At 72.7% G+C, this 14,088-nt stretch carries 12 protein-coding genes; 3 read left to right on the top strand and 9 right to left on the bottom strand.

Annotated elements, in window-relative coordinates:
• Positions 1–3 precede the first annotated feature (3 nt).
• Positions 4–1,296, bottom strand: coding sequence for an MFS transporter (locus OG774_RS11135; RefSeq protein ID WP_328309378.1), 1,293 nt, complete (start codon positions 1,294–1,296; stop codon positions 4–6).
• 286 nt (positions 1,297–1,582) lie between these two features.
• On the opposite strand from OG774_RS11135, the gene OG774_RS11140 reads away from it, so the two are divergent.
• Positions 1,583–2,332 (top strand): AIM24 family protein, encoded by a 750-nt coding sequence (locus OG774_RS11140; RefSeq protein ID WP_328309380.1) that lies wholly within the window; start codon positions 1,583–1,585, stop codon positions 2,330–2,332.
• A gap of 17 nt (positions 2,333–2,349) precedes the next feature.
• Here the strand turns inward: OG774_RS11140 and lysS are convergent, their stop codons facing one another.
• The 8 genes from lysS to OG774_RS11180 form a co-directional block, all read right to left on the bottom strand.
• Positions 2,350–4,008 (bottom strand): lysine--tRNA ligase, encoded by a 1,659-nt coding sequence (gene lysS / locus OG774_RS11145; protein ID WP_328309382.1) that lies wholly within the window; start codon positions 4,006–4,008, stop codon positions 2,350–2,352.
• Between the two features lie 55 nt (positions 4,009–4,063).
• Positions 4,064–4,855 (bottom strand): fumarylacetoacetate hydrolase family protein, encoded by a 792-nt coding sequence (locus OG774_RS11150; RefSeq protein ID WP_328309384.1) that lies wholly within the window; start codon positions 4,853–4,855, stop codon positions 4,064–4,066.
• Between the two features lie 28 nt (positions 4,856–4,883).
• Positions 4,884–5,063, bottom strand: a complete 180-nt coding sequence (locus OG774_RS11155; protein WP_328309386.1) for a hypothetical protein — start codon at positions 5,061–5,063, stop codon at positions 4,884–4,886.
• A 640-nt stretch (positions 5,064–5,703) separates the two neighbouring features.
• Positions 5,704–6,750, bottom strand: a complete 1,047-nt coding sequence (locus OG774_RS11160) for a 3-isopropylmalate dehydrogenase (RefSeq protein ID WP_274189508.1) — start codon at positions 6,748–6,750, stop codon at positions 5,704–5,706.
• Positions 6,751–6,934: 184 nt separating this feature from the next.
• On the bottom strand, positions 6,935–8,530 hold the full coding sequence (gene serA, locus OG774_RS11165) for a phosphoglycerate dehydrogenase (RefSeq protein ID WP_328309389.1): 1,596 nt from the start codon (positions 8,528–8,530) through the stop codon (positions 6,935–6,937).
• 247 nt (positions 8,531–8,777) lie between these two features.
• Positions 8,778–9,800, bottom strand: coding sequence for a ketol-acid reductoisomerase (gene ilvC / locus OG774_RS11170; protein WP_274189506.1), 1,023 nt, complete (start codon positions 9,798–9,800; stop codon positions 8,778–8,780).
• Between the two features lie 57 nt (positions 9,801–9,857).
• The gene (gene ilvN, locus OG774_RS11175) at positions 9,858–10,364 is read right to left on the bottom strand and encodes an acetolactate synthase small subunit (protein WP_274193321.1); all 507 of its coding nucleotides are present in this window, start codon (positions 10,362–10,364) and stop codon (positions 9,858–9,860) included.
• Positions 10,361–12,256 (bottom strand): acetolactate synthase large subunit, encoded by a 1,896-nt coding sequence (locus OG774_RS11180; RefSeq protein ID WP_328309393.1) that lies wholly within the window; start codon positions 12,254–12,256, stop codon positions 10,361–10,363. Before OG774_RS11180 ends, ilvN begins: the two co-directional genes overlap by 4 nt.
• Positions 12,257–12,612: 356 nt before the next feature.
• Here OG774_RS11180 and OG774_RS11185 point away from each other — a divergent pair, with 356 nt between their 5' ends.
• Both OG774_RS11185 and OG774_RS11190 read left to right on the top strand, forming a co-directional pair.
• Positions 12,613–12,930: a hypothetical protein gene (locus tag OG774_RS11185; protein WP_328309395.1), complete on the top strand. Its 318-nt coding sequence runs from the start codon at positions 12,613–12,615 to the stop codon at positions 12,928–12,930.
• Between the two features lie 555 nt (positions 12,931–13,485).
• On the top strand, positions 13,486–14,079 hold the full coding sequence (locus tag OG774_RS11190) for a PH domain-containing protein (RefSeq protein WP_328309397.1): 594 nt from the start codon (positions 13,486–13,488) through the stop codon (positions 14,077–14,079).
• Positions 14,080–14,088: the final 9 nt, after the last annotated feature.

Here is a 14,088-nt window from a genome sequence, read left to right on the forward strand (position 1 = left end):
CCCCTACCGCGCCGGGACCTGGTCCGTGGACCGCGCGGACCCCTCCCGGAGCCCGAAGACCGCGACGAGGCTCAGCAGCGACAGGGCCGTGACGTAGAGCGCGATCGGCGTCGACGAGCCGGTCGCGCCGAACAGCGCGGTGGCGACGAGCGGGGTGATGGCCCCGCCGACCATCCCGCCGACCTGGTAGGCGATCGAGATCCCGCTGTACCGCACGCGCACCGGGAAGATCTCGCTGAACAGCCCACCCTGCGCGCCGGCCATGATGCCCTGGACGACCGCGGCCACGGCGAAGGCGAGACCCGCGAGCCCGGCCGACCCCGTGTTGACCAGCGCGAACATCGGGACCGGCCAGATCACGGCCGTCAGGGCACCGATGACGAACACGCGCCGCGACCCGTAGCGGTCGGACAGGAGCGCCGCGACGACGATCGTCGCCACCCACACGACCGTCGAGAGCATGATCAGCGTGAGCAGGGTGGTGCGCTCGTAGTCCAGCGCGGTCGTGCCGTAGCTGAGCATGTAGACGATCACGGTGTAGCCGACGGCCGGCGGTGCGATCGAGGCGAGGCTCGCCAGGGCCAGCACCCGGGGGTGGCGGCGCAGGAGCTCGGTGAAGGGCACCGTGCTCGTCTCCCGCTTCGCCTTGACCTGCTCGAACTCCGGGGCGTCCTGCAGCCGGCTGCGCACGACGAAGCCGACGACGACGAGCACGACCGAGAGCAGGAACGGGATGCGCCAGCCCCAGGACACGAACGACTCGTCGGGCAGGCCGGCCACGGCGAGGAAGGCGAGGTTGGACGTCAGCACGCCGATCGGCACCCCGAACTGCGCGAAGCTGCCGTACACCGCGCGCCGCCGGGGGGACGCGTGCTCGGTGGCGATGAGGACCGCGCCGCCCCACTCCCCGCCGACGCCGAAACCCTGCAGCAGACGCAGGAGCACGAGCAGCAGGGGGGCGGCGACGCCGATCGCCGCGTACGTCGGCAGCAGGCCGATGAGCGCCGTCGCGCCGCCGGTGAGCAGCAGGGTCAGGACGAGCATCGCCTTGCGGCCGATGCGGTCCCCGTAGTGCCCGATCACCGCGGCGCCCAGCGGCCGGGCGATGAACCCGACCGCGAACGTGCCGAAGGCGGCCAGCGTGCCGGCGACGGAGGAGAACTGCGGGAAGAAGAGGGTCCCGAACACCAGCGCCGCGGCGGTGCCGAAGATGTAGTAGTCGTACCACTCGATCGACGTGCCGATGAAGCTCGCCGCGAAGATGCTCCGGCGGGACGGTGCGCTCGGCGCGGCCACGGGCGTCCTCCTCGACTCCGGGTCCCGGGTTGGACGGGATGGAAGCGCACCCGGACGGGTGGAGGCAACCCGTCCGCGCCGACCCGGGGGTGTCGGGGCGCACGGACCACAGCGAGGCACGAGCGACACCCACGGGCGTACGAGCGCTCCGACGAGGACGACGTCGTCGTCGTCGCGTCCCCCCGCTGACGACGACGTTGACTCCCCGTGTTCGGCAGCGGAATGATCCCGCCGGATGCTCTCCCCGGCGAGCACTCCCTGTCACGCAAGGTCACGAGGAGCCCTGATGCGCAGCAACCTGTTCGCCCCGGAGAACCAGGAGCAGGAGTCCGCGCAGCCGGGTCTGCGGCTCCAGAACGGGAAGATGCTCAAGGTCGAGCTCGACGGCGACTGCCTCGCCCGCCAGGGTTCGATGGTCGCGTTCCAGGGACAGGTGCACTTCGAGGCCCTCGGCTCGGGCGGGATCGGCAACTTCCTCAAGCAGCAGTTCACCGGGGAGGGCGTGCCGCTGATGAAGATCAGCGGCCGCGGTGACGTCTTCCTGGCCGACGCGGCCTCGGACGTGCACCTCATCGACCTCGAGGGCCCGGACGACGCGCTGACGATCAACGGGAAGAACGTGCTCGCGTTCGAGCCGTCGCTCTCCTACGACATCGCGATGGTGCAGGGCGCCGGATCGATGTCCGGGGCCGGGCTCTTCAACTGCGTGTTCCGCGGACGCGGCCGGCTCGCGATCACGTGCAAGGGCTCGCCGGTGGTGCTCAACGTCGACCAGCCGACCTACGCCGACCCGCAGGCCGCCATCGCCTGGTCGGCCGGCCTGCAGGTCGGGGTGCACCGCGCCGACCAGCTCGGTCTCGGCACGCTGCTCGGTCGCACGACGGGCGAGGCCTTCACCATGGGCTTCGCCGGCCGCGGCTTCGTGATCGTCCAGCCGTCCGAGGAAGTGCCGGTCAGCGGCGTCGCCGGCCAGGGCAGCGGCCAGCAGGCCGGCCAGAGCGGCGTCGGCGGCGTGCTCGGGAGCTTCCTGCGGTAGGGGCCCTGCAGTCGGGATCAGCCGCCCAGCAGGTGCCGCACGCGCTCCGGGCCTGCGGCGAGGAGCAGGGTGGGCAGGCGCGGGCCGGTGTCGGCGCCGACCAGCAGCCGGTAGACCGTGACGAAGAAGCGGCGCTGCGCGGCCTTGAGCTCGTCGGTGGGCTTGACGTCGAGCGGGAGCCCCGCCTGCTTCTTGGGCACGCCGTAGACCAGCGTCGTCAGGCCGTCGAGCGACCAGTCGTCGGTGAGGTGGTCGCGCAGCATCGCGACCGCCTCGCGGTCCTGCTCGTCGAGCTCGGCGAGCAGACCGGCGTCCGGCTCCTCGCGCAGGCGTGTGTGGGCGTCCTCGGGCATGTAGGACGCGACCCAGGCGGCGGCGCGGTCGAGGCGCGGGCGCGCGCCGTCGGGCGTCGCGTCCAGCCCGGCGAGGATGCGCTCGAGCTGGGCCGGGTCGCCCGCGGTGACGTCGACGACCGACGCGAGCGTCCGGTAGGCCACCGGCTCCGGGGTCGTCGGCAGCGCGCGCTCGGCCGTCGTCACCGCGCGGAGGTGGCCGGTGGTCTCGATGCCGCCGGCCGTCCCGGCCGCCACCTTGCGCCCGAGGGCGTCCCACTCGTCGTAGAGGCGGTGGATCTCCTGGTCGAACGCGACCTTGATCGCCTGGTTGGGGCGGCGGCGGGCGAACAGCCACCGCAGCACCGGCACCTCGAGGATCTCGAGGGCGTCACCGGGCGTGGGCACCGACCCGCGCGAGCTCGACATCTTCGCCTGCCCGGTGATGCCGACGAACGCGTACATCGGGCCGATCGGGGCCTCGCCGCCGAAGACCTCGTCCACGATCAGCCCGCCGACCTGGAACGACGAGCCGGGCGAGGAGTGGTCGACACCCGAGGGCTCGAAGTGCACGCCCTCGTAGGCCCAGCGCATCGGCCAGTCGACCTTCCACACGAGCTTGCCGCGTGTGAACTCGCGCAGCAGCACCGTCTCGGAGGACCCGCACGCGCACGTGTAGGTCATCTCCGTGGTGTCGTCGTCGTAGGCGGTGACCGTGGTGTCGTCGCGCCCGCAGGCCCCGCAGTAGGGCTTGAACGGGAAGTACTCGGTGCCGGTGACGACGTCGCCGCCGTCGTCGGGGTCGTCGTTCTCCGGGGTCTGCTTCTTCTTCGTGCGGAAGCGCCCGAGGATGCCGTCGATCCGGGCGCGCTCGCGCATCGCGAGCAGCACCTGGTCGCGGTAGGCGCCCGACGTGTACTGCTCGGTCTGGCTGATCCCGCGGTAGGGCACGCCCAGCTCGGCGAGCGCGGCGATCATCGGCGCCTTGAAGTGCTCCGCCCAGTTCGGGTGCTCGCTGCCCGCCGGGGCCGGCACCGCGGCGAGCGGTTTGCCGATGTGCTCCTCCCACGCGGGGTCGATCCCGGCGGGGACGCGGCGGAAGCGGTCGTAGTCGTCCCAGGAGATCAGGTGCTCGCAGTCGTACCCGCGGCGGCGGATCTCGTCCGCGACGAGATGCGGGGTCATGACCTCGCGCAGGTTGCCCAGGTGGATCGGGCCCGAGGGGCTCAGGCCGGAGGCGCAGACGATCTTCTGGTGCGGATGGCGCCGCGTGGCGGCCTCGATCACCTCGTCGGCCATCGTCGACACCCAGTCCGGCTCCGGTGTCCCGGCCGTCTCCACCACCTGCGCGCGCCCCTTCGGTCCCGACGGATCGATCCCGTCCAGGGTACGGGGCGGCCTATCTCGCCTGGACGGGGTTGGTCAGCGACCCGATGCCCTCGACGGTGACGCTGACCTGCTGGCCCGACGACATCGGTCCGACGCCCGCCGGGGTGCCGGTGAGGATCACGTCGCCCGGCAGCAGGGTCATCACCCGGGAGATGTAGGCGATGAGCTCCTCCACGGGGTGCAGCAGCAGGTGCGTGCGGGAGTCCTGGCGGACCTCGCCGTCGAGCTCGGTGCGGATCGCGAGGTCACCGGGGTCGATGGTCGTCTCGATCCAGGGCCCGAGCGGGCAGAACGAGTCGTAGCCCTTCGCCCGCGTCCACTGCCCGTCGGCCTGCTGGAGGTCCCGGGCGGTGACGTCGTTGGCCACCGTGTACCCGAGGACGACGTCGCGGGCGCGGGCCTCGGGGACGTCGCGGCACGGCCGGCCGATGACGATCGCGAGCTCGCCCTCGTAGTCGACGCGCTGGGAGTCCGGCGGCAGCTGGATCGCGACGCCCGGGCCGATGACCGTGGTCGACGGCTTCATGAAGATCAGCGGCGCGGGCGGGGCCTCGCCGCCCATCTCGCTGACGTGGTCGGCGTAGTTCTTGCCGATGCACACGACCTTGGTGGGCAGGATCGGCGCGAGCAGCCGGACGTCGGCCAGCGGCCAGGTCCGTCCGGTGAAGGTCGGGTCGCCGAACGGGTGCTCGGCGATCTCGGCGCAGATGTCTCCGGCGTCGGGCTCACCACCCGCGGTGGTGGGCGACTGGAGAGCGGCGAACGAGACACCGTCCGCGTGGGTGATCCGGGCGAGACGCACGGGCGCGGACCCTATCCCGACCGGCGTCTCACGGCTCGCCCGCGGCCGTCGGCGGCTGCTCGTCGACCCACTCCCAGGGCTCGCTCCCGGCCAGCTCGGCGTTCAGCGCCTCCACCGTCGTCCCGCCGCGCAACGCCGTGATCCAGACGCCCTGGTCGACCCAGAGCCAGGCGAGGCCCCGCCCCTGCGCGAGGGCGGCGCGCGCCACGACGACGTGGACGACGGTGCTGAGGTACGTCGCGGCGCCCCGGTAGTCGAGGTCCTGGACGTCGTCGCCGAGGCGGAGGCCGATGCGGTGGCGCTCGCCGATCTCGAGGTGCTGGCGGTGACGGGCTCGCCGGCGTCGGCCACCGACTCCTGCAGGTCCGCGGGGTCGGGGAGCCGGGGCGCGAGGATCCCGGCGCGCCCGAGCACCTCGACGATCCGCGCCAGCTCCGCCCGCCCGTGCTCCGACAGCGCGGGCGGGGCTTGGGGTGGGGACGGCACACGGGGTGTGCCAGCGCTGCGTCCACGCTTGCACTCAACGCCAGGAGATCCGCGTCGATCAACTGCCGGGGCCGGCGCAGCTCGGGCGCGCCGCACACTGCGCCACGCCATCGTGCCGAGCACCGCGAGGCCCAGGGCTGCGAGCAGGAACGGGAGCGCGCGGTCCAGCCCCGACCGGTCCGGGGCGCCGTCCGCGCTGAGCCCGAGGCCGACGAAGTACGCCGCGACCCCGATGCCGCACACCAGCTCCACCCCGGCGACGACGAGGTCCCACCGGCGCGCGCTCATGATCGACGCGGATTTCCACGCACCCAGTGCCAGCGTGGACGCAGGGCTTGCACCGACCGGTGCGGTCCCGACGGCTACGCCGGGGTGCGGGTGCCCGCGGCGGAGGAGACCAGGGCGGCGAGGCGGTCGCCGACCGCGTGGGTGCCGCCCGGGTTGGTGTGGTCGCGGGTGGCGAGGTCGAACGCCACGGCGGCCTCGACCCGGCGGGCCAGCTCGGGCTCGCCGAGGTGGTCGAGCAGCAGGGCCACCGAGAGGATCGCGGCCGTGGGGTCGGCGATGCCCTTGCCCGAGATGTCGGGCGCGGACCCGTGGACCGGCTCGAACATGCTCGGGTTGGCCCGCGAGACGTCGAGGTTGCCCGACGCCGCGATGCCGATGCCGCCGGTGACCGCCGCCGCGAGGTCGGTGAGGATGTCGCCGAACAGGTTGTCGGTGACGATCACGTCGTAGCGGCCCGGGTCGGTGACCATGTGGATCGTCGTCGCGTCCACGTGCTGGTAGTCGACGGCGACGTCCGGGTGCTCGAGCGAGACCTCCTCGACCACGCGCGACCACAGCGAACCGGCGTGGGTGAGCACATTGGTCTTGTGCACCAGCGTCAGCTTGCGGCGCGGACGCAGCGAGGCCCGGGTGAAGGCGTCCCGCACGACGCGCTCGACGCCGAACGCGGTGTTGATGCTGACCTCGGTCGCGATCTCCTGCGGGGTGTCCTTGCGCAGCAGGCCGCCGGTGCCCGCGTACGGGCCCTCGGTGCCCTCGCGGACCACGACGAGGTCGATCTCCTGGGCCGCCGACAGCGGCCCGCGCACCCCGGGGTACAGCCGGGCGGGGCGCAGGTTGACGTGGTGGTCGAGCTCGAAGCGCAGGCGCAGCAGCAGCCCGCGCTCGAGGATGCCGCTGGGCACCGACGGGTCGCCGACCGCGCCGAGCAGGATCGCGTCGTGCTCCCGCAGCTCGGAGAGCACCGATTCGGGCAGCAGCTCACCCGTCGAGTGCCAGCGCGCCGCACCGAGGTCGTACTGGGTGGTCTCCACCGAGGGGGCGACCTCGTCGAGGACCTTGAGCGCTTCGCCGACGACCTCGGGACCGATGCCGTCGCCGGGCACCACCGCGAGTCGCATCCGCAACAACCTCCACGAGCGGGTCGCCCCGCGACGGGGTGACCGGGGCCGACTCGCGGAGACTACTAGGCGTGTCGGTCGATCACGCAGCCGGATCGCCGGATCGTTGGAGTTCGTTGTCCGACCGGGTTGCTGCGCCCGGCGGGGTTTGGGCCACGGGCCCTCACCCCACCGGACGAAACGGTCACCCGAAGCTGATCAGCCGCGTCGTCCGCGCCCCGAGGGTCGCCCCGATGGGCTCGAGGACCTCCGTCGCGACGGGCTGGTCGACACGCAGGAGCATGATCGACGACGACTTGTCCCGCGTCTGCGACATCTGCGCGGCCTCGATGTTGACGTCCGACTCGCCGAGCATCGTGCCGACGACGCCCATGGCGCCGGGGCGGTCCGAGTACTCGAAGAGCAGGACGTCGCCCTCGGCGCGCAGGTCGAAGCTGCGGCCGTTGACCTCGACGAGCTTCTCGACCTCGTCCTCGCCGGTCAACGTGCCCGACACCGAGATCGCGTCGCCGTCCTCGCGCACCGCGCGCAGGGTGACCATGCTGCGGTGGTTGGGGCTCTCGCTCTCGGTCTCGACGGCAACGCTGACACCGCGCTCCTCGGCCAGGGCCGGCGCGTTGACGAAGGTGACCGGCTCGTCGACGACCTCGCCGAACACCCCGCGCAGGGCGGCGAGCGAGAGCACCGAGACGTCCTCGTGGGCGAGCTCGCCGCGCACCAGGACCTGCAGCTCGCGCGGGGCGCCGACCAGGTCGGAGAGCAGCACGCCCAGCTTCTGGGTGATGCCCAGCCACGGCCGGACCTCCTCGCCCACCGCGCCGCCGGAGACGTTGACGGCGTCGGGCACGAAGTCGCCGCGCAGCCCGGCGAGCACCGAGTGCGCGACGTCCGTGCCGGCGCGGTCCTGGGCCTCCGCGGTCGAGGCGCCGAGGTGCGGGGTCACCGTGACCCGGGGGAGCTCGAAGAGCGGGCTCGAGGTGGTCGGCTCGGTGACGTAGACGTCGACACCCGCGCCCGCGACGTGCCCGGAGCGCACGGCCTCGGCCAGCGCCTCCTCGTCGACGAGCCCGCCGCGCGCGGCGTTGATGATGATCACGCCCGGCTTGGTCTTGGCCAGCGCCTCCTTGCCGATCAGGCCCTGCGTCTCGGGGGTCTTCGGCAGGTGGATCGTCATCATGTCCGCGCGGCCCAGGAGCTCGTCGAGCTCGACGAGCTCGATGCCGAGCTGGGTGGCGCGGCTCTGCGGCAGGTACGGGTCGTAGGCGATGACGTGGGTGCCGAACGACGCGATGCGGCTGGCGAACAGCTGCCCGATCTTGCCGAGACCGATGACGCCGACCGTCTTGCCCTGGATCTCGACGCCGGAGAGCCTGCTGCGCTCCCACTTGCCGGCCCGCAGGCTCGCGTCGGCCTCGGGGATGCGGCGGGCGGTGGCCAAGAGCAGCGCGAGGGCGTGCTCGGCGGCGGAGACGATGTTCGAGGTCGGCGCGTTGACGACCATGACGCCGTGCGAGGTCGCGGCCGGGACCTCGACGTTGTCGAGCCCGACGCCGGCGCGGCCGACGATCTTCAGCTGCTTGGCGGCGTCGAAGACCTCGGCGTCGACCTGGGTGGCCGAGCGGACGAGCAGGGCGTCGGCGGTCGCCACGGCCTCGAGCAGCGCCGGGCGGTCGGTGCCGTCGACGGTGCGGATCTCGACCTCGTCGCCGAACACCTCCAGCGTCGACGGCGCGAGCTTCTCGGCCATCAGGACGACGGGCTTGCTGGCGGCGGTGGTCATCGGTGCGTTCGCTCCCGGGGGATCGGCGGTGGGTTGCAGATCGGACACGCCGACGAGCCCTGCACCTACCGATGTCAACACACGCCGACGTGCTGCGGGCATCGTCCCGCACTCACCGGGACCCTACCGACCCGGCGTGAACCGATTCACATGATCGCGACGGGTTCCGAAACCCGGAGCGAACGGGGATTTCGCGCGCCTAGAAGCAGCGAGATACCCGTTCGCTCCGGGAGCAGGGGGGCGCGACTCAGGTGGTCGGGCGGGCCATCCAGGGCATGAGGCCGCGGAGCTTGGCGCCGACCTGCTCGATCTGGTGGGCCTTGCCCTCCTCCTCGAGCTTGGTGAAGTTCGGGCGGCCGTTGTCGTCCTCGGCCACCCACTCGCGGGCGAAGGTGCCGTCCTGGATCTCGCCCAGGATCTTGCGCATCTCCTCCTTGACCGCGTTGTTGACGATGCGCGGGCCGCGGGTGAGGTCGCCGTACTCGGCGGTGTCGCTGATCGAGTACCGCTGGCCGTAGATGCCGTTCTCGTACATGAGGTCCACGATCAGCTTGAGCTCGTGGAGGCACTCGAAGTAGGCGATCTCGGGCTGGTAGCCGGCCTCGACGAGGGTCTCGAAGCCGGCCTGGACCAGCGCCGACGTGCCGCCGCAGAGCACGGCCTGCTCGCCGAAGAGGTCGGTCTCTGTCTCCTCGGTGAACGTCGTCTTGATGACGCCGGCGCGGGCGCCCCCGATGGCCGCGGCGTAGGACAGCGCGAGCGCCTGGGCCCCGCCCGTCGCGTCCTGCTCGACGGCGATGAGGCACGGCACGCCCTTGCCGTCGACGAACTGGCGACGCACGAGGTGGCCGGGCCCCTTCGGGGCGACCATCGCGACGTCGATGTCCTTCGGCGGCTGGATGAGGTCGTAGCGGATGTTGAAGCCGTGGCCGAAGAAGATCGCGTTGCCCGACTCGAGGTTCGGGGCGATGTCGTCGGCGTAGATCGTGCGCTGCTTGGTGTCCGGCGCCAGGATCATGATCACGTCGGCCTCGGCGGAGGCCTCGGCCGGCGTGACGACGCGCAGCCCCTCCTCCTGGGCGGCCGCGCGCGACTTGGACGCCTCCGGCAGGCCGACCCGCACGTCGACACCCGAGTCGCGCAGCGACAGCGCGTGGGCGTGGCCCTGGCTGCCGTAGCCGATGACGGCGACCTTGCGTCCCTGGATGATCGAGAGGTCGGCGTCGGAGTCGTAGAAGACCTCGGCGTTGCCGGTGGTCGGGGCACTCATGATCGGTACTACTTCCTTCCGGGAATGACGGCAATTCGTTCTTGGCTGGGGTCGAACCTAACGGTGGTGTGCGGCGATGGAGCGCGGCCCACGGGACAGCGCGACCATCCCGGACTGCACGATCTCGCGGATGCCGTAGGGCTCGAGCATGCGACGCAGGGCGTTGAGCTTGTCCTCGGTGCCGGTGGCCTCGACGGTCACCGCCTCGGGGGCGACGTCGACGACCTTGGCCCGGAACATCTGCGTGACCTCGAGGACCTGCGAGCGCACGCTCGCGTCCGCGCGGATCTTCATCATGACGAGCTCGCGCTGCACCGAGGTCGTCGGCTCCAGCTCCACGATCTTGATGACGTGGACGAGCTTGTTGAGCTGCTTCGTCACCTGCTCGAGGGGGAAGTCGTCGACGGTCACGCAGATCGTCATGCGCGAGATCCCCTCCTCCTCGGTGGGGCCCACGGCGAGCGACTGGATGTTGTAGCCGCGCCGCGAGAACAGGCCGGAGATGCGCGCGAGCACGCCGGGCTTGTCCTCGACGAGGACGGACAGGGTGTGTGTGGTGGTCATGCGGGCACCTCGTCCACTCCGCCGGCCTCGGGGTCGTCGAACAGCGGCCGGATGTCGCGGGCCGCCATGATCTGGTCGTTGCCCGTCCCGGCCGCGACCATCGGCCAGACCTGCGCGTCGGCGCCGACGGTGAAGTCGATGACCACCGGGCGGTCGTCGATGGCCATGGCCTCCGCGATCACCCGGTCGACGTCGTCCTTCGACCCGCACCGCAGGCCCACGCAGCCGAGCGCCTCGGCGAGCATGACGAAGTCGGGCACGCGGTGCTTGTGCGTGCCGAGCTCGGTGTTCGAGTAGCGCTCCTCGTAGAACAGGGTCTGCCACTGGCGGACCATGCCGAGGTTGCCGTTGTTGATGACCGCGACCTTGATCGGGATGCCCTCGATCGCGCAGGTCGCGAGCTCCTGGTTGGTCATCTGGAAGCAGCCGTCGCCGTCGATGCACCACACGGTGGTGTCCGGCTGGCCGACCTTGGCCCCCATGGCGGCGGGCACGCCGTAGCCCATGGTCCCGGCACCGCCGGAGTTGAGCCACGTGCGCGGCTTCTCGTAGCGGATGAACTGCGCCGCCCACATCTGGTGCTGCCCCACGCCCGCCGCGTAGATCGCGTCCGGGCCGGCGATCGCCCCGATCCGCTCGATGACGTACTCGGGCGAGAGCGTGCCGTCGGGCGGGTCGTCGTAGCCCAGCGGGAACGTCGACCGCCAGCGCTCGAGCTGGTCCCACCAGTCCCGCTGCTGCTCGTGACGGCCGGTGCGGGCGTCCTCCCCCGCGGCCCGCAGGGCGCTCGTGAGCTCGATGATGACCTCGCGGGCGTCGCCCACGATCGGCACGTCCGCCGGCCGGTTCTTGCCGATCTCGGCCGGGTCGATGTCCGCGTGGACGATCTTCGCCTCGGGGGCGAAGGTCGAGAGGTCGCCGGTGACGCGGTCGTCGAACCGCGCCCCGAGGGCGATCAGCAGATCAGACTTCTGCATCGCCGCGACGGCGGCGACGGTGCCGTGCATACCCGGCATCCCCAGGTTCTGGCGGTGGCCATCGGGGAACGCGCCACGGGCCATGAGGGTGGTGACCACGGGTGCGCCGGTCTCGTCGGCGAGGTCGAGGAGCTCGGTGGAGGCCTCGGCCTTGATCACACCGCCGCCGACGTAGAGCACCGGGCGACGCGCCTCGCCGATCAGGCGGGCGGCCTCCCGGATCTGCTTGGAGTGCGGCCGGGTGGTCGGCCGGTAGCCGGGCAGTCGGGTCTCGACCGGCCAGCTGAAGGTGGTGTGGGCCTGCAGGACGTCCTTGGGCAGGTCGACCAGGACCGGGCCGGGACGCCCGGTGGAGGCGATGTGGAACGCCTCGGTGATCGCCCGCGGGATGTCCGCCGGGTCGGTGACCAGCATGTTGTGCTTGGTGATCGGCAGCGTGATGCCGCAGATGTCGGCTTCCTGGAACGCGTCGGTGCCGATGAGCTTGCGGCCCACCTGCCCCGTGATCGCGACGATCGGCACCGAGTCGAGCATCGCGTCCGCGAGCGGCGTGACGAGGTTCGTCGCCCCCGGGCCGGAGGTCGCGATGCAGACGCCGACGCGGCCGGTGGCCTGCGCGTACCCGGTGGCGGCGTGCCCCGCCCCCTGCTCGTGGCGCACGAGGATGTGGCGCACGAGCGTGGAGTCGTAGAGCGGGTCGTAGGCCGGGAGGATCGCGCCGCCGGGAATGCCGAAGACGACGTCGCAGCCGACGGCCTCGAGCGAGCGCACGAGGGACTGGGCCCCCGTCGCCGGGGAGGGGTCGACGCGAGCCGGACGAGGAGCGGCCGGACGGGGCGCGGGTTGCGCGGCCTGGTCCTGCTGCTCGGTCGGCACGCCGGAGCGCGGCGCCGGGCGCGGTCTGGCTGTGGTCATCGGTGATCAGCCTCTGGGGGATCAGGTACGAGTGTGTGAACGAGCCCCGGACACGAAAAAGCCCTCGCCGCCAGAAGGCGGAGAGGGCCGGCGCGTCAGCGAACTAGGCAGCGAGCACAAGGCTCGTCAGGCGCTGACGCGCCCGGCGAGTACGAGAATTCGCTGCATGCCAGGACGGTAGCACGGCCCATCCCCCAGCCCGCCACCGTGCCGGAGTGATCCGCCCCGCTCCCCGGCCGGCACCACGGAGCACCACGGAGCACCACGGAGCACCACGGATTGCGCGGATCGGCCCTCGACGGCCCGGTCCGCTCGTACAGTCGGACCCCGCGCAGCACCGGGCGAGGGAGGGCCAGATGACCGCGCCGGGCGGCGGGTTCCGGGTCGACCCCGTCGTCGTCGACGCCGCGGCCGTCGCGACGGCCGCGGCCGAGTCGACGATGCGGGCGTTCGGCGAGGAGGTCGCGGCGGCGGCCGCCGCGGCCGGGGGCGCGGCCGGCGAGGGGCCCCTCGAGGACGTCCTCGCTGCCTTCGGCGCCGGGGCACGGAGCCGCGCGCACGAGCGCGACCGCGAGGCTCGTGAGCTGTCGCAGGACCTGGCCGACAGCGCCGAGGCCTACCGCGGACGCGACGGCGAGGCCGCGGCGTCCCTCGACACGGTCCCCGGCGGCTGAGGCGCACCGGGATGCCCCGCACGCTCGCCGGCGATCCCGTGGCGCTGCGCGCCGCCGCCGCCCGGCCGCGCGTCGCGCGGCGGCGCCGTCCGGCGAAGCCGGGCCGCCGGCGGCAGGCGGCGTTGCTCGAGCCCGGCGTCGGCGCCCCGGAGGGCACCGGCGAGCCCGACCTGGTGACGGGACACCTGCTCCTCTACCCCGACGAGATCGTGTTCTGCGCCGAGGCCGCCGACGAAGCCGTGCGCCCAGGGCCCACGATCCGCGCGATCCCCGCCGGCTCGGTCGCGACGGTCGAGGTCACCCCGACCGCGCGGACCCGGCCGCCCAGGTCCGCTTCCCCACCGTCGCGATCCACACCGTCGACGGGACGACCCACCGCTTCGAGTGCGCGCGCGCCCGGGCCGTCGCCGACGACCTCGTCGGCCTCTACGGCGCGCGCCGGACCCCGGGCTGAGCGCGTCGGCGGAGCTGGCTCGCCGGGGCGCCGCTACCCATCGCCTGGTCCCCCGGCGGCACACCGCGCCCGGACACCGGCCTGCTGGCACCATCGTGGGAGTGAGCACCGAGCGGGGCACGACGGCGGGGACGACCGACGATGTGCCGGCCGGACCAGACGCCCGCCCGGCGACGTTCCGGGCCGTCCCGATGCCGGCGCTGATCGCCGTCGGCTTCGTCGCGATCTGCATCTCCCCGATCGCGTTCCTCGGCGGCCCCTGGTTCCTGGTGTTCCTCCTCCCCCTCGCCCTGGGCTGGTGGGTGGTGCGCACGCGCACGACCGTCGACGTCGAGGCCCTGCGGGTGCGCTCAGCCTGGGGTTCGCAGCGGCTCGCGTGGGACGACCTCGCCACCCTGCGCGTGGTCGAGCGCGGGTGGGTGCGCGCGGTGCGCGGCGACGAGAGCGAGCTGGCGCTGGTCGGCGTCCGCACCCGCGACCTGGGTCGCGTCGCCCAGGCCAGCGGCGGGCGCATCACGATGCCGACACCCGAGGAGGTCGAGGACGCCGCCGCGCACCAGCGCGAGCTCGAGGCCACCCGGATGCGGATCGCGAGGCTTCGCGAGGCCGAGCAGCAGACCGAGCAGCAGACCGAGCAGGACACCGACCGGGACGCCGCCGACGCGACCCCGGGCGAGGGATCCGAGCGGGCGTAATCTCGGGCG

This window comes from Actinomycetospora sp. NBC_00405, assembly GCF_036044095.1.
Classification (GTDB): domain Bacteria; phylum Actinomycetota; class Actinomycetes; order Mycobacteriales; family Pseudonocardiaceae; genus Actinomycetospora; species Actinomycetospora callitridis.